Consider the following 22929-nt stretch of genomic DNA (forward strand, 5'->3'; position numbering starts at 1 on the left):
GATGATGATCCGGGTGCCTGCCCGGGTCAAGGGACCAGAACGAGGGGGTCGGTGGAGGCGGACAGCAACGACCGGATGCTTTCGGTGTCGATGATTTCCGCTGCCCGTGGATCCGTCCCGGCCATCCGCAGCAGCATGTGGCCCGCCACCCGTTCCGATGAATGGAAGCCATCGATGAACTGCTCGTCGGTGGCTCCCTCCACGTTGGTGAAATCATGGAGCTGGAAGCCGTGGCGGGTGAAAATTCCGGAAAGGCGGGCCGCCAAGCCATCCATATATCCGTAGCGGGTGGGGGTTTCACGCATTTCCGCCACGACCGACGGGGCGTAGGCAGGCAGATAGCCGATCACCCGGATCTTCCGGGAGGCGCACCACGCCAGCAGCCTCTCCACCTCCTCGACGGATTCGGTTTTGATGGAATCCCCGTGGATGAAGCTGTCATCGGATTCCTCGATGCGTTCGAAGGTATCCGCGAGCCGGGCGTCGGTGGATCTCCCGGACGGAGGCACATCGATGACCGCCCCATAGCGGTAGGAACCGTCCTTGCGGAAGCCGCTGGCCTGCATCATGGCCGCCATCCCGATGCCGGGGGCGGCATCGTCCCCACGCAGGTGGATTTTTCCGCGTGTCAGGTCCTTCAGGACGGACGGCCAGACCCGCGCCAGCCGACCCCAGCGGTCTTCCCCATCGGTGAACTTTGCTTCGGCGATTTCCGGTGTGATGAGATCGGATTCGTAGTCGGAGCAACTGGAGTTGAAGTCGTATTGGTCCAGCGCCAGGAGGAGGTGCTTGGGCAGTGTATCCGGGGGCAGCCGTTCCAGCGCCTGGCGCGTGACCCAGACGTCATTGGAAAGCCGGCCTCCGTTGTAGAAGGAACGGCCGGGTTTGAAGAACTCACGCCGCATGTCCAGTGTGCGGGACGAGCCGACGACCAGAATCTCAGCTTTCTCCTGCCGGATGCGGGTGAACTTGTAGGGAGTATCCGGGCTGCTGTAGGCCACACCGAAGAGCATCTCCCCGGACGCACGGTCCTGGACCTCCACCGCATCGGTGAGATTGAACAATTCGCCAGCCGCCGCCGCAATGACCGAGGGGACGCCAACCGCCAGAACCGGCGGCAGAAGCAGGGAGCAGATCCAGAGGGTGTTGCGTTTTCCGGATTTCATCAGAACTGGAAGTAAATGAATTCGCTCACCCGCGGCATGTTCAGCAGAACCACGATCAGGATGATGCCCATGGCAAGGGCACCGGCGGGGGAGAGGATGGGGAGCAGGCGGAAGCGTCCGCGTTTTGCGAAGCGCTCCGGCTGATGGTCCAGCAAGGGGCGGAAATGCCGCAGCCACTGCTGGCTGTTCGGCGCGGAGAGAACGATCAGGAAGAGAATCCCCGTCATGGCGAACTGGTTCTCCTTGATGATCGACCACATGGGCCCCGGCGTGAATCCGTTGAGTCCCACCATGCCCTTGAGAATCGCCCCGGCGCTGTGGAAATCAGGGGCACGGAAGAACACCCACGCACCCATGACCCACAGGAAGGTCAGCCCCCAGCCGATGGGTGTGGGCAGGGCGGGGAGACCTTTTTTCTTCCTCAGTCCGCGCCACGTATGGTTGACCACCAGGCCGAAGCCGTGGAGGGCGCCCCACAGGACGAAGGTCCAGCCCGCGCCGTGCCACAGCCCGCCGATGAGCATGGTGCCCATCAGGGTGAGTGCGGTGCGGCTCGGGGTGCCGCGGCTGCCACCCATCGGGATATAGACATAGTTCCGCAGGAAGCGGGACAACGTGATGTGCCAGCGCCGCCAGAAGTCCACGATGCTGCCCGATTTGTAGGGTGAGTTGAAGTTCACCGGCAGCCGGAAGTTGAACATCAACGCCAGTCCGCAGGCCATGTCAGAATAGCCGGAAAAGTCGAAGTAGAGCTGCAGCGTGTAGGCGGTCACCCCCATCCAGGCGTCCGCCATGGCGGGTGCGCCACCCGCCGCCGCGGAGTCGAACAGCAGGTTGGAGATGGGGGCCACCCGGTCGGCGAAGACACCCTTCTTGCACAGGCCGATGAGGAAAAGGGCGACGCCGGGAGCGAAACGCCGCAGCCGCCAGACGGTGATGCGGTTTTTCACCTGCGGCAGCAGCTCGTTGTGATGGACGATGGGACCCGCGACCAGTTGCGGGAAGAAGGCCACCAGGAACGCATAGTCCAGGAACCTGTAGTCCGTCTTCGCCGGATCCCTCCTCACGTCACAGAGGAAGGCGATCTGCTGGAACGTGTGGAATGACAGGCCGATGGGCAGGATGATGGAAGGCAGCGTGCCGAACCCGCCGAACAGCGGGGACACCATCCCCAGCACGAAGAGGGCGTACTTGAAGTAACCCAGCACCAGCAGGTTCGCGATGATGCCCGCCGCGCACAGCATGCCCCGCGTCTTGTCGCCGCTGCGGATCATCACCCTGCTGAGCGCGTAGTTGCAGACGATGTGGGCGATGAGCAGCCACAGGAACCCCGGGTGCCAGTAGCCGTAGAAAAACAGGGAGGAGAACGTCAGCCACGCGATGCCCGCCGACTTCCCCACCTTGTTGCCCAGAAAATAGAACCCCGCGATGACCAGGGGAAGGAACAGCAGCAGGAACGGATAGGAATTGAAGAGCATTGTTGGAGCTCCGGGGGATTGGCGGATCGGAGGGGGGTCAAAAGGCAGCGGAGTCTCTTCCTGTCAGGCTTTCCCCGTCAATGCGATTCCGGTGGATGGGAGGGCTTGCATCCCGTGGCCGGAGGCCGGAGGCTTCCCGCACATGGACGTGAACGGGGACTACCTGTCATTGAAGGATTCCAGCCCCATCGCCAAAGGCGGCCTGCGGCTGGTCTTCCCCTATCCGGGTGATCCTTCGCGGTTGGTGAAGGTGATGCGTCCGGACAAGGTCGCCTCCCGTTATGGGGATGAGGGCGGGACTTGGTTCCGCAGGAACCGCCGCCACGGGGAGTACATCCTGTTCGTCCGGGAGATCCGCGAATACATCGCCGCCTATGCCAGCCATGGCAGGAGCCTGCCCTTCGTCCAGCGCATCCGCGGGATGGTGGAGACGGACCTGGGGTTGGGGCTGGTGCTGGATGCCGCCCGTGACCGGGAAGGGAATTTGGCCCCCACCCTGGCCAAAGTGATTTTCAACGGTGCGTTCAACCGGGAGGCCGAGGAGGCGCTGGCGACCTTTCTGCGCGAGATGCTGGAGTGCGACGTCGTTTTCGCGGACCTCCATGAGCGGAACCTAGTCCATGCCGCCGGGGAGGACGGAAAGCTCCGGTTCGTGATGATCGACGGGCTGGGGGAGTCGAATCTCCTGCCGCTGAAAAGCTGGTTCCCATCCCTCAACCGCAGCAGCAAGCGCAAGCGCATCGAGAGATTGGAGAAAAGGGTGGCAGGGCGCCTGGCGGCGTTCCGCTCCGGAAACCCCATCCCCTAGAATGCCTTGATCGCGGCGATGACGGTGGCCTGGTCTTCCTCCGTCAGGCTGGTGCTGCACGGGATGCTCAGCGCGTTCTCCACCAAGTGGCGGGAAAATTGGTCCGAGTGGATGTGGCAGGATGAAAGGAACGGCAGGCTGGACAGCAGCTTCCACAGCGGCCGGCTCTGGATGCCCTGCGAGGCGAGGTGCTGGAGCAGCGGCCGGGAGTTCCGGTCCAGCAGGATGGTGTGCAGCCAGTGATTGGAGGAAACATGGGGCACCGCCGGAACGCTGCCGAGGATGCCGGGGGTTCCACGGAACGCCTCGTCGTAGGCCGCGGCGATCCGCCGCTTGCTGGCGACGAAGCCGTCCATCTGGGCGAGCTGGGCCACGCCGAGCGCCGCCGCCATGTTCGTGAGGCGGTAGTTGTAGCCCACCTCGTCATGGTCGAACTCGATGACATTCGTTTTCGCCGTGGTGGAAAGATGGCGCGCCCGTGCCGCGACCGCAGGGTCGTTGGAGAAAATGGCGCCGCCACCTCCCGTGGTCATGATCTTGTTGCCGTTGAAACTGGTGCAGACCAGCCGCAGGATGCGGTCGTCGCCCTCCACCGGCGCACCGATGCCGCCGCCGTTCCATCTGGCTCCGAAGGCTTCCGCCGCATCCTCGATGAGCGGCAGGCCGAACTCCGCGGAGAGTGCCACCAACCGGCTGACATCCGCCATGCTGCCCAACAGGTGCACCGGGAGAAGCGCGGCCACGCGGCGGCCGGTGTGGCGGTTGGCCAGTCCGTCCGGGCCGGGGGAGCAGTCCTCGCGGAGGAACTTCTCCACCAGATCCAGGTCCCACTGCCAGGTGTCCGGGGAAACGTCGATGAACGTCGGCCAGGCGTGGCAATGGCGGATCGCGTTCGCCGGAGCCACGAAGGACAGCGCGGGCATCAGCACCTCGTCATCCGCCTCCACCCCGGCGAGGATCAGGGAAAGGTGCAGCGCGGAGGTCCCGGAAACGGTGACCACCGCCTGCGCGGCACCCACGTACTCCGCGGACATCGTCTCGAACTTTCCGACGAACTCCCCGGCGTAGGAGACCCATTCGCCTTCCACGCACTGCCTGACGAGTTCCCACTCGGCACCGCGGAGGTTGGGCACGCAAAGGGGGATCATGGCGTCAGTAGTTGTAGATGTTCGTCTTGTAGCCGGCCAGGTTCCCGGGTTCGCGGAACCATGCGATGGTTTCGTCCAGGCCGGATTCCAAGGTGTGGCCCGGTGCCCAGCCCGTCAGTTCCTTCAGCTTCACATTGCTGCCGAAAAGTCGCTCCACCTCGCTGTTCTTCGGGCGGATCCGTTCGTCGCTGGAGCGGATCACCGCCGCGGGGTTGATCCTGGCGATCAGCGATTGCGCGAGGTCGCCGACGGAGATCTCCGACTGGGTCGCGATGTTGATTTCCTGGCCGATGGCGGCGTCGCACTCCGCGATGGTGCGGAACCCGCGGGCGGTGTCCTTCACATAGACCAGATCCCGCGTCGGACTCAGGGAGCCGAGGGAGATCTCGTCCGCGCCGTTGAGGAGCTGGCCGATGATGGTGGGGATGACGGCCCGGGCGGACTGCCGTGGTCCGTAGGTGTTGAAAGGACGCACGATGGTCACCGGCAGCTCGAAGCTCCGGTAGTAGGCCTCCGCCATCCGGTCCGCGCCGATCTTGGTCGCGGAATATGGTGACTGCCCTTGGTAGGGATGGTTCTCATCGATGGGGACGTAGCGCGCGGTGCCATAGACCTCCGAGGTGGAGGTCACCAGGATCCTCTCCGTGCCCAGCCGCTTTCCTTCCTCCAGCACGTTGAGCGTGCCGGTGATGTTCGTGCCGACGTAGCTTTCCGGAGAGTAGTAGCTGTAGGGGATGCCGATCAGCGCGGCGAGGTGGAACACCACCTGGATGCCTTCCATCGCCCGCGCGACCGATCCGCGGTCGCGGATGTCCCCGCTGATGACCTCGATGCGGGAAAGGGTGTCCTTCCCCAGCGTGTCCAGCCAGCCCCAGGAGTTGAAGGAATTGTAATAGACGAAGGCGCGGACATCACATCCGGCGGCCAGCAGTTCCTCCACGAGGTGGCTGCCGATGAATCCGTCAGCACCGGTGACGAGGACTTTTTTGTTGGAGAGATCCATAAAGGTAAGGGTTCAGAAGTTGCCGCGGGCGGCATGCAGTTCCTCCGGCACGCCGACGTCCGCCCAGCCTTCCTCGATGACGTAGCCGCCGATCGGCTCGCCGTTCTCGAGGCAGGACTCGAACAGATTGGTGATCGGATAATGGTCGCCGGTCACCCGCGGGAGGATCGCGGGGGAAAACGCATAGATGCCCGCGTTGACGATCTCGCTCAGCAGCGGCTTTTCGCGGAACGCGGTGATGCTGCCTTCCTCCAGCGTGACGCAGCCGAAGGGAACCGTGTGTTGGTAGGGCGTCAGGCCCATCGTCGCCATGTAGCCGCCCTTTTCGTGGTGGCGGAGCAACCGGCGGATGGGGAAGTCCGTCACCAGGTCGCCGTTCATGACCAGCACGGGATGGGATGGCGCCTCAGGCAGCAGGGAGAGGGCGCCGCCACTGCCGAGGGGCTTTTCCTCCCGCAGGTAGTCGATCGAGCATCCGAAATGCGTTCCGTCGCCGAAGTGCTGCTCGATGACGTGGCTCAGGTAGTTCACCGAGATGTAGATTTTCCGGATACCGGCACCCACCAGATGGAGGATGATGCGCTCCAGGATGGGCCTGCCCGCCACCTTGAGCATCGGCTTCGGCACATCCTTGGTCAGCGCGCCCAGCCGTGTGCCTTTGCCGCCCGCCATGATGACGGCGACATTCGGCAGCACGCTTTTCGCCAGGATGTCCCCCAGACGGTGCACGCCCTGGAGGCGCATCTGGGCGTCCACGATCGGGATGTGCTCGATGCTCCGGGCACGGATCAGGTCGAGCACATGGGCGCGTGAGGTGTTTTCACCGACCCAGGTGAAGTCCCGGTTGATGTGGGGGGCGATGGGATCGTCCATGCCGGCTCCGTTGAGAAGCATGCGCCGCAGATCGCCGTCGGTCATCAGACCGACGAGCTGGCCCTCCGCATTATTGACCATCACGGCACCCGAAAGGTCGCCGGTGTTGATGCGATCCATTGTTTCCCTGACGGTGGAGGTCTCTGAAACAGTGCAGTTTTTCAAGGATTCCGTCATCCGCCCGGGAAGCTTGGGGAAGCGTTCCGGCAGTGTCAATGCCGCTCGGAATCCGTCGGTCGCGCCATAATGCCGTGGCGGGACTTGGGGGAGCGCCATGCCGGGAAATGTGTCCTTGGCAACCTCCCGGCGCGGGCTAGCCTCGGTGCGGTTGCGCGGCAGCATCCGGTCCAAATCATGAACGCGCTCATCATCGGATTCGGGTCGATCGCCCGCAAGCATCTCGCTGCTTTGCATGGGATCCATCCCGGAGCGACTGTCACCGCGCTGCGTTCCTCCTCCGCCCATGACCCGGTCCCCGGCGTGACCAGCATCGTTTCGCTGGACCAGCTCCCGCAGAGGCCGGACTTCGTCATCATTTCGAACCCGACGTCCCTGCATGGTGACTCCATCAGGAAGGCCGCGGAACTGGGCTGCCCGCTGTTTGTCGAGAAGCCGGTCCTTTCCAGCCTTTCCGACGCCCCGGACATCCAGCGGCTGGTCCGCGAAAGGAACCTGCTCACCTACACCGCGTGCAACCTCCGGTTCCACCCGGTCGTCCGTTTCCTGAAGCAATATCTGCAGGATCAGGCTCTGCGGGTGAACGAGGTGAACCTTTACTGCGGTTCCTACCTGCCGGACTGGCGGCCAGGCAAGGACTACCGCACCATCTACAGTGCCAACGAGGAGATGGGGGGCGGGGTACATCTCGACCTCATCCATGAGATCGACTGCTGCACCTGGTTGTTCGGCATGCCGGATTCGTCGGAGCGCCTCATGCGGCGGTGTTCCTCACTGGAGATTTCCGCAGCGGACTTCGCCTCCTACCGTCTGCTTTATCCCGGCTTCACCGCGGGCATCACCCTCAACTACTACCGGCGCGACCCGAAAAGGGAGATCGAGATCGTGACCGGATCCGGCACCATCCATGCGGACCTCCTCGCCTGCCGGGTGGAGGGGAATGGTGAGGTCCTTTTCCAGGCGGAGCCGGACATGGCGGGAACCTACACCGCGCAGATGCGCTATTTCCTGGAGCACCTTGAAAGCGGCTCGCAGCCGATGAATTCCATCGACGAGGCAATCGGAGTTCTTAGAATAGCGTTGCATGAGCAGGCTTCGTGACAAGGTGGTGGTGGTGACCGGGGGCAGCGGCCTGATCGGCCGGGCGCTTCTGGAGAACATCCGCCGGGAAGGCGGCACCCCGGTGAATGCGGACCTCAATCCCGCCGCGGGCGATGACTGGGACTTCGTCCGCTGCGACATCACCTCGGAGGATGACATCCGCTCGCTGGTGGAGCAGGTCGTGGCCCGCCACGGCCGGATCGACGGCTGGGTGAACAACGCCTACCCGCGCACGAAGGACTGGGGCGCCCATTTCGAGGACATCCCGGATGCTTCCTGGAAGCGGAACGTGGACGTCCAGATGAACAGCGTCTTCACCTGCTGCCAGCACGTGCTGAAGCACATGGGTGCCCGTGGCGGCGGCAGCATCGTCAACATCGCCTCCGTTTACGGCGTTGTCGGCCCGGACTTCGGGGTCTATGACGGCACGCCCATGACCATGCCGGCCGCGTATTCCGCCATCAAGGGCGGCATCGTGAATTTCACCCGCTACCTGGCCTCCTACTATGGTCCGCGGGGTGTCCGGGTGAACTGCGTGTCACCGGGTGGCGTGTTCGACCACCAGCCGGAAGAGTTTGTGAACCAGTATGTGAAGAAGACGCCGCTGCGCCGCATGGCCGCTCCGGAGGACATCACCCCGGCCGTCGCCTTCCTCCTCAGCGATGAGGCTTCCTACGTGACCGGCCACAACCTGATGGTCGATGGCGGTTGGACCTGTATCTGAGGAAGGGCTTCCGGCTCCCATGGTCCACGAACCCGCAACATCGGGCCTGAGCGGGGAACCTCCGCGCGGAGCGATCAGGACTGTGGGCCGGCTTGTCGGGAAGTCAGGGAGATCAGCCTCGGAGAGTGGAAGTGGACGTCCGGGCTGACGCCGAGAATCGACTCAAGCAGATCGAGCTTGGACCGGATCATGGCGGGATCCAGGGGAGGGAACTTGTTGCTGTCGCGCCGGATGCGGGGGAAAAGCGAGCTGATGGCCCGTGGAATCAAGGGGGAGTAGCGGATGGGATCGGAAAAGCGATGCCATCCCAGCAGCGGTGAGGAGCCGATGATGCCGACATCTTCCGCCTCCTCCTGGCATTGGTTGATGATCCTGGTGAACGCGGCGAAGGAGTCCCAGTTGGGATCGAAGTTGCGGATCATCGAGATGAGATGCTCGAGATTCCCGGGAGTGGTGGCGGAGACGTCCCCATGCCGGTCGATCCTGTGCACGGCCTCCGTGACCTCCTCCGGAGTGGTGCATGTCGTGCCCACGAGGTTGGGAAGGGTGAGCTCGAACCGCGGATCCCGGGTCGGCGCGAAGTTGATCACCGGAGTGTTGCTGAGGTGCGCCTCGATGGCGGTGGTGCAGCCGTTGTGGACGAGGATCTGGCAACTGCGCAGCCAGGCATTCAGCGAACCCTGGCGGGTGATGGTCACCCGGGGGATGTATTTCAGCAGCGACTCGTAGGCGTGGAGGTCCTCGCTGGGATGGGGCCGGAATACGATCCGGTGATCCGGGCAGGTGTTGCTCAGATGGTTGATGAGTTCGATGAAGGCGGCCTCGCGGCGGGCCTCGTGGCAGTATTGTTCGATGTAGTGGGTGCGGGTGGCGGTATCCTCCGGCTCCACTTTGTAGAACCGGAAGTTGACGTCACGTCCCGACACGTTGCTCGCCAGGATGTTGGTGTTGACGAGGATGAACTTCCCGTAAGTGGCACGGAGCTGGAGAACCTCCTCCTCGTAAAGCTTGTCGAAGGCGGGGCGGCAGAGGTCAAAGCGCGGATGGCCGGTGGCGGTGACATTGTCGGCGCATGCCGGCCGGAGCGAACGGTAGTGTTCCGCCTGGAAGGATCCCCAGGTACAGATATGCTCCCCGGCGTCAAGTTCCCGGATGATCAGTCGGTTGTCCAGGTCCACCTTCCAGCGGTCCGGGCCATGTTCGTAAATCGCACCTTCCTCGTCGAGATGGATGATGCGGTGGTTGAGATCCTTCCAGCGGCGATATTTCCACGGATACTTGCCGCCGGTGACGTTCTTTAGGACGGATACCACATTCCGGAGGCGGAGGGACAGTTTGAGGAGCACCTCATGATCCCCGATGATGATCTGCCAATCCGGCCGCAACACCATCAGGCCGAGGATCATGCGGAAATCGAGTTCCCTGACGATTGTTTCGACCGGGAACAGAAGGACTTTCCTGCGGAGGATGAGACCCATTAGTCTTGGTGTTGGCGTTTGAGGGCAAGGAACTCGGCGAACTCGAAATCCAGTGGTGTGTCGATGTCGATGGCCCGCTCCGCCGGGATGATCACGGCTTTCGTCACACCATCGAAGACGCCGTTGCGGGAAAGGATGAAGCCGGGTGTGGTGACGTAAGCCACCGTGGTGATATCGTACACTTCCGGCACGTCCTGCCGCCGGATCACCTCCCCCACTGGCTTGATCACCAATTCGGCCCGGTGTTCTCCATCGAGCTTCACCATGTTGAAATAGGGACTGCGGGCGGAGGGTGTCACGCAGAACACCAGATCCGCTCCGCCTTCCCCGAAGCGGGCGAAGCAGTTGGTGACATCTTCCGCGGAACGGAGCGGAGCGGTGGCGGGCAGGCTGATGAAACGGTCGAAGGATTCACCGAGTTTCTCCTGCACATGGGTCACCGCGTGCTGCCACGCCTTCCACTCCGACGCATGGTCGCCCGCAAGTTCCGCAGGCCTGAGAAAGGGAACCTCCGCGCCATGCTCCCGGGCGACGGCCGCGATTTCGGGATCATCGGTGGAGACGATGACTTTGGAGATTTCCGGGATGGAGAGCGCCAGATCAATGCTGTGCGCGATCAGCGGCTTTCCGGCAAGCAGGCGGACGTTCTTGCGCGGCACGCCTTTCGAGCCGCCCCGCGCGAAGATGAAGGCGAAGGTTTTCTTCATGCCCCGGCGGTTGCCGCTTCATCGCTCCAGACGGTCTTCCGGAGCGCCCACTGGCCGTCCTTCTTTTCCCAGAGGTGGGGGGAGCGGAACTCGTCGCAAAGACGGTCGAACTCCTCCTTGGTCATCTCAAGGTACTCCATGATCTCGTCGAAGTAACGGTCCGGGAACTCCCCGTCGAAGCGCTTGACGAGGGCGACGCCCTCCTCGCGGGTCAGGTGGTTGTTGCGGATCTCCTGGGATGCGTCGTAGCTCGCGCGGCCCAGACCGTATTTGATGTGGGTCGTGTAGTAGTGGAGGTCGTCGATCTTGTCGTCCAGGCTGTTGTACTTGCTGTAGGTGCCCTGGGTGCGGAAAGGACGGGCCTTGAACGCCGTGTGTTCGGCGGAATAGTAGTAGGCCTCCTGGGGCGTCCACTTCAGGTAGTAGCCGAGGTAGTGAACCTGGATGCCGGAGTTTTCCAGCACCGCTGGCTCGACCGGCAGGTAGGGTGCCAGGTCCCCCGGGGTGAGGCCGTGCTTTTCCTCCAGATCCTTCAGGCTGGTACCGGCGAGGTAGGTGTTCGCCGGGTCCTTCATGGCGTAGTAGTTGTTGCTGCGGAGGGAACTTTCGTTGTCGGCGACCGGGTTGCCGTACTCCGCTTCGTTCTCCCCGAAGAACACCAGCGGGATGCCCCACTTCGCGGCGATGCGGGGAGCCAGGTTTTTCTGTCCGAGGATGAAGGTCTGGAACGGGTGGAGCAGGTTCTGGATGGAAAGCCGGGTGAGGGTTTTCTGGACGCGGCCGTTCTGGTTGAAGCTGATGTTGTCGAAGCCGCCAACCTTGATCCAGTTCATGAAGTTCTCATAACCATAGGTGGTGTAGAGGATCGGCGGCCAGGTGACCGTCAGCGGGTTCATCTTGTACTTGTACTTCAGGACGTGGGCTGCATACACGCTGTCCTTGCCGCCGCTTCCCGGGCAGATGCAGTCGTAGCTGCCATCCTTGCTGCGGTGTTTGTCCAGCAGGGCCAGCAGTTCCTCCTCACGTTTCGTCCAGTCGATGACCGGCTTGTTCATCGCGTGGCGGCAGGCATCGCAGATGCCTTCTTCATCGATATGGAGGTAGGTCGCACCCTTGCGCTCCCGCGTGTGGGTGAACTCCGGGATCGAGCAAGGTCTCTGGTTGCTCATGACGCACCGGCGGCAGAAGCGGATTTCCGACGGCAGGTTGAAGTAGGTTTCGGACATGGCTTAGGAAATGGTGGAAGGGGAGTTGCTGATGATTTCTCGGATCTTGCGGTAAAATTGGATGCCTTGTTCGCCGCTGCGTTCCGGATGGAACTGGAAGGCAAAGGTCCGGTCCTTGTGGATGGATGAGCAGAATTCCTGATCCCCGTAGGTGGTTTTGGAAAGGATGATCTGTTCGTCCTCCGGGGTCACATAGAAGGAATGCACGAAGTACATCATCGCCTCGGTTCCGATGTCCTCCAGCGGAGTGCCCTGCCAGCGGGCGGCATTTCCGCCGGGTGGCACGGCCAGGTTCCAGCCAACGTGGGGGATCTTGAGCCGCCGGCCATCGGCCCCGGTCATGTCATGGAGCCGTTTCACGCTGCCCGGGACGATGCCCAGCCCTTTGGTGGAGCCGAACTCCTCGCTTTCGCTGAAGAGGAGCTGGAGGCCCAGACAGATGCCGAACAGGGGCTTTCCGGATTGTGAGTAATCCCTGAGCGGCTGGGAAAGATCCAGCCGGTTCAGGCATTCCATCGCATCAGCGAAGGCACCCACTCCGGGGAGGATCACCGCTTCAGCGGCTTCGATTTCCTTGGGTGAGGAGGTGATGAAGGCGTCGATGCCGCTGTGGCGGCACGCATGGAGCACGCTGAACAGGTTGCCGAGGCCGTAGTCGACAATCGCCGCCCGGACCGAAGGTTCGTTGACAGGAGTTCCAGCGCTCATCGGACAAGGGAAAGGTTGCGGCAGGCGATGCCCGCCGAGTGGAGGTGATCCTTCAGTTCAGGAATACCGCACGGCGTCAGCCGGCCTGCGGAAATGGGACCGCGCCTCCCTTGGAGGAACTCCACGTTGCCTTCGGTGGCAAACAGGGATTCGTCCGCCTTGGTGATGCGGGAGATCGTGTCGTAGTGGAACATGCCGGCGATCGCCACCGCGTCCGCCTTTCCTTTTTCGACCACCTCCTGCACATGCCGGGCGGAGCCGGCTCCACCCCCGGCGATCACGGGGATCGAAAGGCTGGAGGCGATTTGTCCGGTGATATCCAGGTCGAACCCCTCGCCGGTCCCCTCGCGGTCGATCGAAGTGATCATGACTTCGCCGGCCCCCAGATCCTCGGCCCTGCGCGCCCAGTCGTAGGCATCCACCCCGGAGGTTTCACGGCCGTAGTCGGTCAGGCACTCGTAGCGTCCGTTCGGTTGGCGGACCGCTTCGATGGAGATCACGATGGTGGACGAACCGAATGCCCGTGAGGCTTCGGAAATGAGTTTGGGGTCGGCGATGGCGGAGGTGTTGAGGGAAACCTTGTCCGCGCCCGCCCTCAGAACCTGGCGGATGTCATCCACCGACCTCAGCCCGCCGCCCACGCAGAAGGGGATGAAGATCTCTTCGGAAGTCCGCTTTACGATGTCCAGCAGGCTGTTGCGGCCGTAAAGGCTTGCCACCGCATCGATGTAAAGAAGCTCATCCGCGCCCTGTTCGTAGTAGAAACGGGCGAACGCCTCGGGTTTTCCCATGACCCTGAGGCCTTCAAAATGAATGCCTTTGACGAGATTCGGCCCCTTGATGTCCAGCCGGGGGATGATTCGGAGATTTTGCATGACAAAGCTGCCGGTGCCTTGGAAGCAGCGGCAAGAATGGGAAACCGGAGTCAAAGGCAGGCGGCAGGCGAATTCAAGAGGTATATCGCCGGGGCGGGTATCTTCACGCCCCCCCGCCCGGGATGGGTCTCGCCGGCACGCCGAACACCCGGTGGCCGGCTGCGACATCCCGCACCACCACGGATCCGGCTCCCACAAGTGCCTCTCCGCCAATGGTCAAACCTTGGATGATGGTGCATCCGACCCCAAGATGGGCTCCATCACCAACAACGACCGCTCCGGACAACACGGCCCCGGGAGCGATGTGAACATGGGAGCCGATCCTGCAGTCATGATCCACGGAGGACCGGCTGTTCAGGATGGTATTCACACCGATCCGGGTGCCTGGCTGGACGATCGCTCCCGCGAAAACAACGGTTCCCTCGCCTATCTCAACGTCGGGAGCCACCCAGGCGGTGGGATGAACCACGGTCCTGAAATCGTATCCCATGCCTTTGAACCGATGAAAAATTGCGGCACGGGCCGGGCCGGGCTGGATGCACCCGATCCCGAACACCAATTCCACCGACGATGGATCGTATCCGGCGATTGCCTCATCCCCGCCCAGTTGGGGGATCCCTGACATTTCGGGACGTGCCCCGCCGGTATCGGTGAAGCCGAGAACCGGCTGCCCGGCTGCCTGAAGGGTGCTCGCGACCACCTTGGCATGCCCGCCTCCGCCGATGATGATGACCGGCTTCATGAGGCTTCGATGGGTTCGTCCGGCAGGTAGTCCCTGGTCGCCGTCTTTTCCAGATAGGACCAGTAATGGAGCGGTGAAATGCCTCCGCCCGGACGCTTTGCGGTGAGATTCGCCGGGGTGAATGCCTCCCCTTTGCGGATGGCGGCTGCGGCCACCAGGCTCTTGCGGACGATGGGGAGGTTCTTCGCTTCCGATGGGGTGGGTTGCTTGGAGGCGCTTCCCAGTGCCACGCTGACCTGCCGCACACCCTCCACCAGCCGGGTGAACTCGGCGGGATCGAGGGAGGCCTTGTGGTCCGGGCCGGGAAGGTTGCGGTCCAGGGTCATGTGTTTCTCGATGATCGCGGCACCGCGGGCGGCGGCGGCGATGGCGACGGAGATGCCCGGCGTGTGGTCTGACAGGCCGCATGGCAGGCCAAAGGTGTCACGCAGCGTGTCCATGGCCCGCAGGTTGGTGTCCGGGAACGGCGACGGATACTCCGTCGTGCAGTGCAGCAGCGTGAGTTTCCCTTGCAGCGGCCTGAAGTCGGTGATGGCTGCGAAGTCCTGCACGGACGGATTGCCGGAGTCCGGGCTGTAGCCGTGGGCCAGCACGGAGACCGCCGTGTGGACCTCCTCCAGGGTGGCCATTCCGGTGGAAAGGATGACCGGCTTTCCGGAACGGGAGGCGGCATGGAGCAGCGGCGCGTTCGTCAGCTCGCCTGAGGGGATCTTCAGTTTCGGCACGCCCAGCTCCACCAGCAGGTCCAGGCTGCCGAGGTCGAACGGGGTGGAGATGAACTCGATCCCTTTTTCCCGGCAGCGGGCGATGAGTGCGAGGTGGTCCTCCCGGGAAAGCTCCAGTTTCTTCAGCATCTCGAGCTGGCTCTCGCTGGCCGAGGTGTTCTCCTGCTGGTAGTCCGCTTTCGACGCGGTGGCCGTCACCAGGCTGGCGCTGTTGAACGTCTGGAACTTCACCGCATCCGCGCCGGTCTCCGCCGCCGCATCTACCAGTTGCAGGGCGAGCGCCAGGGAGCCGTTGTGGTTCACGCCGGCCTCGGCGATGATGAAAACCTCGTCGTTCATGGGAGGGAGTGGAAGTGCTTGCGCAGCAGCGATGAGGGGGCCTCCAGGGAGCGGAGTGCTTCTACGATCCGTCCGGCGGACTGACCGTCCCCGTAGGGATTGGTGGTGGCGCTAGTGTCCATGCCGAACGCCCGGTGGATGGTAGTGGAAATGGCATCGGCATCCGCGGGGCAGTGGAGCACGGAGGAAGCATGAAGCCTGCCTTTCTGCCGGTCGCCGATGTTCACTGTCGGCGTCCGCAGCGTGGGCGCTTCATAGAGGCCGCTGGAGGAGTTCCCCACCACCGCATCCGCATGGGAGACCAGGCTCAGGTAGCGGACCAGGCCGAGGCTGGCGAAGGCCCGCGTGTGCTCCCGGGTGCCGGTGTATTCCTGCACCATGGCGGTGAGGGTGCGCCCGTCCGCGTCCGCGTTCGGCATGGTGAAAATGATGGTCGTTTCCGCGGGGTCGAAGGTGTCCAGCGCGTCGAGCAGTCGCTGCATCTGGGCGGACTGCGGCGCATCCTCCAGCGTGGCCGGGTGGAAGGTGACCGCCAACAGCCTGCGGTGGAGCGGGATGCCGAGCGATGCGGCGAGTTCGTCCCTCGACAGCAGCCGCGTGGAGAGGATGGCGTCGATACCCGGACTGCCGGTGACGATGACCCTCCGCGGATCCTCGCCCATCTGCCGGACCCTGGCAGCGGACTCCTCATTGGTGACGAAGTGGAGATGCGCCATCTTGGTGATGGCGTGGCGGATGCCCTCGTCCACCGCGCCTTCCGTCGTGTCCCCTCCGGCGATGTGGGCCAGCGGGATGCGGAGGAAGAGGCAGGCCTGCGCCACCGCCAGGATTTCAAAACGGTCCCCCAGCACCACCACGATGTCCGGCGGTGATTGGGAAAAGGCTTCCGCAAAGCCGATCAACCCGAGGCCGGTGGACTTCGCGATGGCCGCGGGGCTGTCTCCGGCCAGCAGCATCTCCACCCGGTCCTGGATCGGGAATCCGTCTTCCTCGATCACGCGGACGGTGGAACCGAACTCCGGGGCGAGGTGCATGCCGGTCACGTAGAGCCGCAGCTCCAGATCATCCGCCGCCTTGATCGCCCTCAGGACGGGAAGCAACAGGCCGTAGTCCGCCCGGGATCCGGTCACGACTCCTATTTTCCGCTTGGTTGCCACTGGTTTGCCCACCCGCTTTAACACCCTGATGCCGGATGCGACAACGTGAATCTGCCAGTGCCTCCGCCGCTTGCCGGGCGTTGTCCCTTGCATTCCGGGCTTGATAAGTTAAGGCCGCTTCACAACGCTCTGCCTTTCCCTAAGACAAATCCGCCACAATGAGTGTAGAGTCCAAAAAGGCCTTTGATCCCGCGCGTTATTTTCGAAAGCTCGGACGCTCGATCAAGAAGCGGATCTATTGGTGGAAGCTGAAGCGGAAGTTCACCGGCGGCTGGACACCGGGCACCGATGAGAAGGAATTCTCCCGCCGTTCCTATAACTCCTATGATGAGTATCTGGAGCACCAGCGCTCGAAGCTGAACATCATCGATCTCAAGACGTATGATGAGAAGTTCCGCGCCGCCCTCGGGAAGCGCCTCGCCGGATGGGGGATCCCGCTCCAGGGAAAGACGGCCCTCTGCCTGGCCGCGCGCATCGGCAGTGAGGTGAAGGCCTTCATCGACAACGGATGCTTCGCCATCGGCATCGACCTCAACCCCGGGGAGAACAACCACTACGTGGTGCATGGTGATTTCCACGCCCTCCAGTATGCGCCGGAGTCGGTCGATTTCGTGTTCACGAATTCGTTGGACCATGCGTTCGACATCAGCCGGATCGCCAAGGAGGTGCGGAAGGTGCTGAAGGCGGACGGACGCCTGATCATCGAGGCCATCGACGGCGAGGCGGAGGGCGAGCAACCGGGTTTCTTCGAGAGCTTCTCATGGTCCACCACGGATGACCTGGTGAGGTTGTTCGAGCGGGAAGGCTTCAAGCTCGTGAAGCGCGAGCCTTTCGAGTATCCATGGAAAGGCCGCCAGCTCCACCTGGTGAAAGCCGCGGATGCCCCCGTGGCGGGATGAACCCGGCCACCGCATGATCCGCAGGCTGGTGCCTGCGGCAGACCCTTATAAACAGATTTTACGAAGATGAGTTTGCGTGACCTTCCAACCCGCATCGGGCTGTGGCCCGAGTTCGCCCTGCTGGACGGGGTGAAGGTGCCCATCCGGGGATCTTTCCTCGCTCCCAGGATGCGCCGCCACCTCATGCGGGGTGGCTATGAACGGGCGGAGCGGAAGTTGCTCGCGCAGTTGATCGGGCCGGGCGACCGGGTGATCGAGCTGGGAGCTTCCCTGGGCATCGTTTCGACCCTTTTGGCGAAGAAAGTAGGGAAGGCCGGTGCGGTCTTGTCGGCCGAACCGAACAGCTTGCTGAAGCCCCATTTCGAACGCCAGCTCTCGGTGAACGGGGAGAAGGTGGAGCTGCTGGGTTTGCTGGGATGCCCCCTGTGGGATGGGCCGGTGCCGGAGGAGGTGGCGAGGCAACGGTTTTCCGCGGTGGCGAATTCCCTGTCCGGCCGGGCCGCAGGGGATGGGGGGGACTCCGTGCCATGGGTGACCTTGAAGGAACTGGCGGAACGCGGAGGCATGCCGGAGCCGACCGCCCTTGTCATCGACGTGGAGGGTGGGGAGCAGGTCTGGTGCGACCATGCGCCGAACTTCCCGCCGTCACTCCGAAAGATCATCGTCGAGGTCCACCCCCACCTGATCGGTGAGGTGAAGGCCGGAACCTGCATCCAGGCGCTGGTGCGCGAGGGCTTCGGGATCGCCGCGTTCAGCGGGACGGTGTTCGGCCTGACCCGCTGAGCAGGGAGAGGAGCCGCCGCGCGTGCTCCTGCGGTGAGAACTGCCGGAGGACGTGCTCACGCACCTTGGCGAATGCCGCCGAAGTGGACTCCGGATTTTCCCACGCGTGACGGATGACGGCGGTGAGGGAGGCGGCGGTGGATTCCGCGCTGACGAAGGTGGGCAGATGCCCGCCGTAAATGTCCTCCACCCCTTCGCAGGGGAAAGCGAAGGCGGGCTTGCCCGCCGTGACCGCCTCGACGAGGGAGCGGGGCAGGCCTTCGCGGAAGCTGGGCAGCAGCAGGGTATCCGCACGCTCCAGCAGGGAGGAAAGGCCTTCGAAGTTGCCGATCATCGCCACCCGGTCCTGGAGGCCGTGGGTGGAGATGGCCTTTTCCATCTGCGGCAGGTAATCCGGCTCGATGTCCCCGGCCAGCAGCAGGCCGAGACCGGCATGGCCCGCATCGGTGAGGGAACGCAGGACGTGCACTGCATCCACTTGGTTCTTCCGCGGGCTGAGTTTTCCCACGACCAGCAGCCAGCGGCGGACATCCGGGTAGGGCTGGAGGAGCTGGTCCAGCCGCCGGGTGTCCTCCGGGTTTTCAGCCGGGACGCTGACGGAGTTGAAGAGCACATGCACCTTGGGGGAGAACTCCGGATGCGGAGTGAGCGCTTCCGCGATGGTGGAGGAAACAGGGAGGATCAGCTCGTGGTCCTGCAACCGGTACTGGAGGGACTTCCGGATGGTGGCGATGCCGTCCCGCAGGATGACGGCGGAACGGCAGCCCAGCTCGCGGGAAAGGGCCGCCGCTTGGGGCGCCCACCACATTTCGTTGCTGATGATCCAGTCCGGCTTCGGGCCGGACAGGTTGCGGGCGATCGAGCGGATGGCGCCCTTGAACCGCAGGCGGTCGAAGAATTTCCGCCACTCCGGCAGTGGCGTGATGGTGACCGGCACGCCGATGCGGCCGCAGCGCTCGGTGAACTGGCCTTTTTCCGAGGAAATCACCCGCAGGCGGACGGAGCCGTCCGCGGACAATGCGGCGAGGCTTTCCGCGAGGCTGTTCTTCGAGCCGCCCCTGCCCGCGAATTTCTGGATGAAGACGATGTCCATTTCGTGCTGCGGGCATGTTGGGGACGGAGCAAGCGGTCTTGCAAGACCGGGGAAATATCAGAGACTGCCGCCGGATGAGGAAGGCATTGATCCTGGGGCGTAGCAACGGCGTGGGCCTGGACCGCGACGCGGCCCTGCTGGGCGCGGCTCTGGAAGGTGCGGGGATGACGGTGAAGACACCGCCCCTCAAAGGTTTGGGCGCGCTGCTTTCGCGTGAGTTCAAGGCGGACGCCGCCTTTCATCTGGAGCGCGTGGCCCCTTGGTGGAAACGCAAGGCGGGCTGCCATTTCCTGATCCCGAACCAGGAACGGTTCCCGGAGCGGTTGTTGGGCCGTCTGAAGATGATCGACCGGGTGCTGTGCAAGTCCCGGCATGCGGAGGAGATTTTCTCAAGGCACCATCCCGCGGTTTCCTACATCGGCTTCACCGCGGATGACCGGGTTCTGGAAAGTATGGCTCCGGACTACGGCCGGTTTTTCCATCTGGCGGGAAAGAGCACGCTGAAGAACACGGGGGTGTTGCTGGCACTCTGGGCCCGCCATCCGGAGTGGCCGGTGCTGACGCTCGTCCAGCATCCGGACAACGCACCCGCGTCCGTCCCGGCGAATGTGGAGTTGGTGAGCCGCTACCTGCCTGATGCGGAGCTGAGGGAGATGCAGAACCGCTGCGGCATCCACCTCTGCCCGTCGCTGTCGGAGGGATGGGGGCACTATATCACGGAGGCCATGTCATGCCGCGCCGTGACCGTGGTGACGGACGCCCCGCCGATGAACGAGCTGGTCGATGCCACCCGTGGAGTCGTCGTCCCCTACGGAAAGACCGAGGCCCGGCACCTGGGAACGAATTTCCATATCCGGGAAGATCTGCTTGAAGAAGCGATCTCACGCTTGATCGCCATGCCAGCGGAGGAAAAGGCCGCGCTGGGCACCGCCGCGCGGGCATGGTTCCTTGAGAACGACCGTGCGTTCCGGGAACGCGTCGCGGCGGTGGTGCGGGGGTAGAATCCTCAGCGCTCCGGAGCGGGAACTTTCACCGGAGGCTCCGGGGATGCCTTCAGTGCGCCGTCCACCACATACGGTTCCACGATGCGGACGGCACCGGCGGTGGTGAGGAGGATATGGTTCGCGTTCACGTCCGACAGGTGGCTTTTCAGTGGTGGTGAGATGAGCAGCGCGGCGGATGGATCCTCCGCATCCGCCGACCAGAAGTAGAGCCAATCCCCCGCATGGAGTCTGCGGACGGTGAGCAGCTCGCTCACGTTGGTGGTGTAGCCCATCGGGTCGAGCTGGCGGATGTCCGATGGGTAGGGGGCGGTGTCGGTTCCCTCTGCCTGGTGGTAGGCGACCAAGGCCGTGCCGATCTGGCGGACGTTGTTGAGGTAGGCCACTTCATGAGCCTTCTGTTGCGAGCGGATGAACAGCGGGGTGAGAAGCCCTGCCAGGAACGCGCCCACAAAGATCAGCACGAAGCTGCCGTAGCCCAGCCACAGGCCGGCCTTCGCCTGCCCCCTGCCTCCCAGCGCGCCGCCCGCCTTGCCGATCTGCGACAGGGCGATGTGGCCGAGGATGACCGCGGGCAGGAAGGTGGCCGCACAGGTGAGCGGGGAAAGGATGCCGCAGACCATGCTCGCCGTGGCCAGGCCGGATTTCGGAGCGGCGGGTGACACGGGCGCGATGGATGGCGGATGCATGGTGATAGGATTGGCGGGAAGTGGCGGAAATGTCGAGCCGGTGTCCCCGCCTTCCTCCCGCTCAGGACGCCAGCGCATTCAGATGTTCCATCGCGAGGCGGAAGACATCGAATGCCACCTCATCGCGATTGCAGAGGACGATGATGGAGGAGTTCGAATGGGGTGAGAATGCCACCCGTGCCGACACGCCCGGATCGCTGCCCGTGTGGCCCGGCCACATCCCGCCGCAGATGGGGGTGAGGTAGAAGCCATGTCCGTAGTCCGAGATCGCATTGATTCGGCCCTGCTCCTGCCACAGGAAGCTGCGCGCGGACTGGCTGAGAAAGTCTCCGCTCCGCAGGCAACCGAAGAAACTCTGTAGGTCGGCGGCCGTGGTCACGATCCCGCCATCCGGTCCGCCGATCCGCGGAAGGTGGCCCGCATTGGTCCTCCCGTCGGGCAGATAGCCGTTGGCGAAATCCGTTGGCGGGTCATCCATCGGCGGAAAGCCCGTGGACCGCAGGCCGGCGGGTTCGAGCACCCAATGGTCCATCGCCTCGGGATAGGACATCCCGGTCAGTTCCTCGATGGCCAGTCCCAGCAGGATGAATCCGGCCGAGCTGTAGGAGAACTCCCGCGGCGCTCCTTGCGGCGCTTTCAGGACGTAGGGCAGGAATGCTCCGGGGCGGTCCAGGCGGGCCACATCCATTCCGGCGAATGGCAGGTCCGAATCATCATTGATGTAGTCGCCAAGGCCCGAGCGATGGGAAAGCAGGGAGGCGAGCGACATCCGCTTATCGAAGTGTGCCGCAAGGGAAGGCACGACGTCGGCCAACGGTTGTGACAGTTGGCAGAGTCCCGCGTCCTCCAGCCTGGCGAGACAGGTTGCGGTGAACATTTTTCCGACGGATGCCGTGGCGAAACGTGTGACCAGGGTGTTGGGTCTGCCGGTGTCCCGGTCCGCCAGCCCACCCGCGAACTTCACAAGCGTTTCCCCATTGTGACGCACAACGGCGACGCCGCTGAATGCTTCCGAGAGGAGCAATGCGGTCAGGTTGCTTTCCGTCGAGATGTTCATGTAGGGGCCGTATCTGTCTGGTTGCGGATTCGCTCAAGCGCCTGCGGCTTCTTTCCCGAGTAAAAAAGCTGTTTCAGCTGTTCCACGTTCTGCTCCGTGGTGTGGGTGAAGGTGTTCACCTCATTGTCATAGTCTCCATGGCGGTGAACCCAGCCGAGCTGCATCTTAGCGAAACCAAGCTGGCGGTCGCCACGTGCTGCCTCACGACGTTCCAGTTCTTCGAGTGGACACCCGACTTTCACGAAAAACACATCGAAACCGCGTAATGCCTGTGCGATTTCGTCCATCCAGTCCGTGCGTTCGATGACATGATCAATGATCATCGGAAAGCCGCAGCCTGCGATGAGCGGCAGCGACCGATGGAAAGCCGAAAGCAGCGGCATGAGCAGTTTCGGGCGGATCAGGTCATCCTTGAGCGCCTCGTCTGGAGCCATGAAGATGAATTTGTCATTCGAGACATAAAGCGTCGGCTCGGGCATCGCCCGCTGGAGTGCGGTGGCAAGGGTGGTTTTTCCGGAACTGGAAGTTCCATTGAGAAGGATGGCGTGGGCGCGGTTCATGATGCGGGGGAGTGGGAGGGATCGCCAATGATCACCGCCTCGATGCGGTAGCCGTCCGGGTCGATGGCAAAGGCGGCGAAGTAATCCGGCCCGTATTCCGGATGGAGCCCGGCCCCGCCGTTGTCCGTTCCGTCGTGGGCGAGTGCGGCTTCATGGAAACGCAGGACCGCTTCCCGTGATGGCGCGCTGAAGGCGAGGTGGAATCCGTCGCCCGGCACGCTGGCATTCCCAGGTCGGAGCTTGAGGGCGAAAAGATCCTCCCGGTCGTTCAGCCCGTAGCCGATGAAGGTCGTGTCCTCCCACACGCGCCGGTAGCCGAGCGTCCGGAGCACGGCGTCATAGAATCCGGCGGAACGGTTGAGATCCGTCACGGCAAAGGAGAGATGGTGGATCATGTCCCCATCGTTTCCGG

24 protein-coding genes are annotated in these 22929 nt (G+C 63.4%); 6 read left to right on the plus strand and 18 right to left on the minus strand.

All coding sequences use genetic code 11. The annotated features are described in order from the left end of the window. Positions 1 to 26: 26 nt before the first annotated feature. Together KF712_07900 and KF712_07905 are read right to left on the minus strand one after the other, a co-directional pair. Complete coding sequence (locus KF712_07900; GenBank protein MBX3740897.1) at positions 27 to 1166, minus strand: hypothetical protein; 1140 nt, start codon at positions 1164 to 1166, stop codon at positions 27 to 29. After that, entirely contained in the window at positions 1166 to 2644 is a 1479-nt protein-coding gene (locus KF712_07905) for an MBOAT family protein (GenBank protein ID MBX3740898.1), read from the minus strand. Before KF712_07905 ends, KF712_07900 begins: the two co-directional genes overlap by 1 nt. Positions 2645 to 2786: 142 nt before the next feature. Between KF712_07905 and KF712_07910 the strand changes: the two genes are divergently transcribed. Next, on the plus strand, positions 2787 to 3452 hold the full coding sequence (locus KF712_07910; protein ID MBX3740899.1) for a hypothetical protein: 666 nt from the start codon (positions 2787 to 2789) through the stop codon (positions 3450 to 3452). Here KF712_07910 and KF712_07915 read toward each other — a convergent pair. The 3 genes from KF712_07915 to KF712_07925 are packed head-to-tail and all read right to left on the minus strand — an operon-like array spanning position 3449 to position 6641. Then, positions 3449 to 4600, minus strand: a complete 1152-nt coding sequence (locus tag KF712_07915; GenBank protein ID MBX3740900.1) for an aminotransferase class I/II-fold pyridoxal phosphate-dependent enzyme — start codon at positions 4598 to 4600, stop codon at positions 3449 to 3451. The genes KF712_07910 and KF712_07915 overlap by 4 nt on opposite strands. 4 nt (positions 4601 to 4604) lie before the next feature. After that, positions 4605 to 5603: an NAD-dependent 4,6-dehydratase LegB gene (locus tag KF712_07920; GenBank protein MBX3740901.1), complete on the minus strand. Its 999-nt coding sequence runs from the start codon at positions 5601 to 5603 to the stop codon at positions 4605 to 4607. Between the two features lie 12 nt (positions 5604 to 5615). After that, complete coding sequence (locus KF712_07925) at positions 5616 to 6641, minus strand: nucleotidyltransferase family protein (GenBank protein ID MBX3740902.1); 1026 nt, start codon at positions 6639 to 6641, stop codon at positions 5616 to 5618. 189 nt (positions 6642 to 6830) lie between these two features. Between KF712_07925 and KF712_07930 the strand changes: the two genes are divergently transcribed. Together KF712_07930 and KF712_07935 are read left to right on the plus strand one after the other, a co-directional pair. Further along, positions 6831 to 7754 carry a Gfo/Idh/MocA family oxidoreductase gene (locus tag KF712_07930; protein MBX3740903.1) on the plus strand — a complete coding sequence of 308 codons (924 nt, stop codon included), beginning with the start codon at positions 6831 to 6833 and terminating at the stop codon, positions 7752 to 7754. Then, a complete protein-coding gene (locus tag KF712_07935; GenBank protein MBX3740904.1) occupies positions 7738 to 8478 on the plus strand; it encodes an SDR family oxidoreductase in 741 nt (246 codons plus the stop codon). Before KF712_07930 ends, KF712_07935 begins: the two co-directional genes overlap by 17 nt. A gap of 74 nt (positions 8479 to 8552) precedes the next feature. On the opposite strand, the gene KF712_07940 is transcribed toward KF712_07935, so the two are convergent. The 8 genes from KF712_07940 to neuC all read right to left on the minus strand — a co-directional run bounded on the left by KF712_07940 (position 8553) and on the right by neuC (position 16408). Next, positions 8553 to 9956, minus strand: a complete 1404-nt coding sequence (locus tag KF712_07940) for a hypothetical protein (protein ID MBX3740905.1) — start codon at positions 9954 to 9956, stop codon at positions 8553 to 8555. After that, positions 9956 to 10663 (minus strand): acylneuraminate cytidylyltransferase family protein, encoded by a 708-nt coding sequence (locus KF712_07945; protein ID MBX3740906.1) that lies wholly within the window; start codon positions 10661 to 10663, stop codon positions 9956 to 9958. The genes KF712_07940 and KF712_07945 overlap by 1 nt, the downstream gene beginning before the upstream one ends. After that, positions 10660 to 11889: an N-acetyl sugar amidotransferase gene (locus KF712_07950; GenBank protein MBX3740907.1), complete on the minus strand. Its 1230-nt coding sequence runs from the start codon at positions 11887 to 11889 to the stop codon at positions 10660 to 10662. The genes KF712_07945 and KF712_07950 overlap by 4 nt, the downstream gene beginning before the upstream one ends. A 3-nt stretch (positions 11890 to 11892) precedes the next feature. Then, positions 11893 to 12597 (minus strand): imidazole glycerol phosphate synthase subunit HisH, encoded by a 705-nt coding sequence (gene hisH, locus KF712_07955; GenBank protein MBX3740908.1) that lies wholly within the window; start codon positions 12595 to 12597, stop codon positions 11893 to 11895. Continuing rightward, positions 12594 to 13472, minus strand: a complete 879-nt coding sequence (locus tag KF712_07960) for an imidazole glycerol phosphate synthase cyclase subunit (GenBank protein MBX3740909.1) — start codon at positions 13470 to 13472, stop codon at positions 12594 to 12596. The genes hisH and KF712_07960 overlap by 4 nt, the downstream gene beginning before the upstream one ends. A gap of 103 nt (positions 13473 to 13575) precedes the next feature. Next, positions 13576 to 14214: an acetyltransferase gene (locus KF712_07965; protein ID MBX3740910.1), complete on the minus strand. Its 639-nt coding sequence runs from the start codon at positions 14212 to 14214 to the stop codon at positions 13576 to 13578. After that, positions 14211 to 15278: an N-acetylneuraminate synthase gene (gene neuB, locus KF712_07970; GenBank protein MBX3740911.1), complete on the minus strand. Its 1068-nt coding sequence runs from the start codon at positions 15276 to 15278 to the stop codon at positions 14211 to 14213. The genes KF712_07965 and neuB overlap by 4 nt, the downstream gene beginning before the upstream one ends. Continuing rightward, positions 15275 to 16408, minus strand: coding sequence for a UDP-N-acetylglucosamine 2-epimerase (hydrolyzing) (gene neuC, locus KF712_07975; GenBank protein ID MBX3740912.1), 1134 nt, complete (start codon positions 16406 to 16408; stop codon positions 15275 to 15277). Before neuC ends, neuB begins: the two co-directional genes overlap by 4 nt. A 185-nt stretch (positions 16409 to 16593) precedes the next feature. Between neuC and KF712_07980 the strand changes: the two genes are divergently transcribed. After that, positions 16594 to 17334: a class I SAM-dependent methyltransferase gene (locus tag KF712_07980; protein MBX3740913.1), complete on the plus strand. Its 741-nt coding sequence runs from the start codon at positions 16594 to 16596 to the stop codon at positions 17332 to 17334. A gap of 66 nt (positions 17335 to 17400) precedes the next feature. Continuing rightward, positions 17401 to 18117, plus strand: a complete 717-nt coding sequence (locus KF712_07985) for an FkbM family methyltransferase (GenBank protein ID MBX3740914.1) — start codon at positions 17401 to 17403, stop codon at positions 18115 to 18117. On the opposite strand, the gene KF712_07990 is transcribed toward KF712_07985, so the two are convergent. Beyond that, positions 18086 to 19210, minus strand: a complete 1125-nt coding sequence (locus tag KF712_07990) for a glycosyltransferase family 4 protein (GenBank protein ID MBX3740915.1) — start codon at positions 19208 to 19210, stop codon at positions 18086 to 18088. The genes KF712_07985 and KF712_07990 overlap by 32 nt on opposite strands. Positions 19211 to 19284: 74 nt before the next feature. Here KF712_07990 and KF712_07995 point away from each other — a divergent pair, with 74 nt between their 5' ends. Continuing rightward, a complete protein-coding gene (locus KF712_07995) occupies positions 19285 to 20211 on the plus strand; it encodes a glycosyltransferase (protein ID MBX3740916.1) in 927 nt (308 codons plus the stop codon). Positions 20212 to 20216: 5 nt separating this feature from the next. On the opposite strand, the gene KF712_08000 is transcribed toward KF712_07995, so the two are convergent. From KF712_08000 to KF712_08015, 4 genes are all read right to left on the minus strand, one after another. Next, positions 20217 to 20900 carry a DUF4190 domain-containing protein gene (locus tag KF712_08000; GenBank protein ID MBX3740917.1) on the minus strand — a complete coding sequence of 228 codons (684 nt, stop codon included), beginning with the start codon at positions 20898 to 20900 and terminating at the stop codon, positions 20217 to 20219. Between the two features lie 61 nt (positions 20901 to 20961). Then, entirely contained in the window at positions 20962 to 21957 is a 996-nt protein-coding gene (locus tag KF712_08005) for a beta-lactamase family protein (GenBank protein MBX3740918.1), read from the minus strand. Continuing rightward, positions 21954 to 22517, minus strand: a complete 564-nt coding sequence (locus KF712_08010) for an AAA family ATPase (GenBank protein ID MBX3740919.1) — start codon at positions 22515 to 22517, stop codon at positions 21954 to 21956. Before KF712_08010 ends, KF712_08005 begins: the two co-directional genes overlap by 4 nt. Continuing rightward, entirely contained in the window at positions 22514 to 22912 is a 399-nt protein-coding gene (locus tag KF712_08015; GenBank protein MBX3740920.1) for a VOC family protein, read from the minus strand. Before KF712_08015 ends, KF712_08010 begins: the two co-directional genes overlap by 4 nt. Between the last annotated feature and the right edge of the window lie 17 nt (positions 22913 to 22929).

The sequence above is a fragment of the Akkermansiaceae bacterium genome, from assembly GCA_019634595.1.
Taxonomy (GTDB): domain Bacteria; phylum Verrucomicrobiota; class Verrucomicrobiia; order Verrucomicrobiales; family Akkermansiaceae; genus Luteolibacter.

Bases quoted from the DNA above. Each gene is read 5' to 3' on its own strand.
- neuB (MBX3740911.1), bottom strand. From the start codon at position 15,278: ATGAACGACGAGGTTTTCATCATCGCCGAGGCCGGCGTGAACCACAAC.
- hisH (MBX3740908.1), bottom strand. From the start codon at position 12,597: ATGAGCGCTGGAACTCCTGTCAACGAACCTTCGGTCCGGGCGGCGATT.
- KF712_08015 (MBX3740920.1), bottom strand. From the start codon at position 22,912: ATGATCCACCATCTCTCCTTTGCCGTGACGGATCTCAACCGTTCCGCC.
- KF712_07965 (MBX3740910.1), bottom strand. From the start codon at position 14,214: ATGAAGCCGGTCATCATCATCGGCGGAGGCGGGCATGCCAAGGTGGTC.
- KF712_07940 (MBX3740905.1), bottom strand. From the start codon at position 9,956: ATGGGTCTCATCCTCCGCAGGAAAGTCCTTCTGTTCCCGGTCGAAACA.
- KF712_07910 (MBX3740899.1), top strand. From the start codon at position 2,787: ATGGACGTGAACGGGGACTACCTGTCATTGAAGGATTCCAGCCCCATC.
- KF712_08005 (MBX3740918.1), bottom strand. From the start codon at position 21,957: ATGAACATCTCGACGGAAAGCAACCTGACCGCATTGCTCCTCTCGGAA.
- KF712_07960 (MBX3740909.1), bottom strand. From the start codon at position 13,472: ATGCAAAATCTCCGAATCATCCCCCGGCTGGACATCAAGGGGCCGAAT.
- KF712_07920 (MBX3740901.1), bottom strand. From the start codon at position 5,603: ATGGATCTCTCCAACAAAAAAGTCCTCGTCACCGGTGCTGACGGATTC.
- KF712_07945 (MBX3740906.1), bottom strand. From the start codon at position 10,663: ATGAAGAAAACCTTCGCCTTCATCTTCGCGCGGGGCGGCTCGAAAGGC.
- KF712_07995 (MBX3740916.1), top strand. From the start codon at position 19,285: ATGAGGAAGGCATTGATCCTGGGGCGTAGCAACGGCGTGGGCCTGGAC.
- KF712_07935 (MBX3740904.1), top strand. From the start codon at position 7,738: ATGAGCAGGCTTCGTGACAAGGTGGTGGTGGTGACCGGGGGCAGCGGC.
- KF712_07905 (MBX3740898.1), bottom strand. From the start codon at position 2,644: ATGCTCTTCAATTCCTATCCGTTCCTGCTGCTGTTCCTTCCCCTGGTC.
- KF712_07980 (MBX3740913.1), top strand. From the start codon at position 16,594: ATGAGTGTAGAGTCCAAAAAGGCCTTTGATCCCGCGCGTTATTTTCGA.
- KF712_08000 (MBX3740917.1), bottom strand. From the start codon at position 20,900: ATGCATCCGCCATCCATCGCGCCCGTGTCACCCGCCGCTCCGAAATCC.
- KF712_08010 (MBX3740919.1), bottom strand. From the start codon at position 22,517: ATGAACCGCGCCCACGCCATCCTTCTCAATGGAACTTCCAGTTCCGGA.
- KF712_07915 (MBX3740900.1), bottom strand. From the start codon at position 4,600: ATGATCCCCCTTTGCGTGCCCAACCTCCGCGGTGCCGAGTGGGAACTC.
- KF712_07990 (MBX3740915.1), bottom strand. From the start codon at position 19,210: ATGGACATCGTCTTCATCCAGAAATTCGCGGGCAGGGGCGGCTCGAAG.
- KF712_07950 (MBX3740907.1), bottom strand. From the start codon at position 11,889: ATGTCCGAAACCTACTTCAACCTGCCGTCGGAAATCCGCTTCTGCCGC.
- KF712_07930 (MBX3740903.1), top strand. From the start codon at position 6,831: ATGAACGCGCTCATCATCGGATTCGGGTCGATCGCCCGCAAGCATCTC.
- KF712_07900 (MBX3740897.1), bottom strand. From the start codon at position 1,166: ATGAAATCCGGAAAACGCAACACCCTCTGGATCTGCTCCCTGCTTCTG.
- KF712_07985 (MBX3740914.1), top strand. From the start codon at position 17,401: ATGAGTTTGCGTGACCTTCCAACCCGCATCGGGCTGTGGCCCGAGTTC.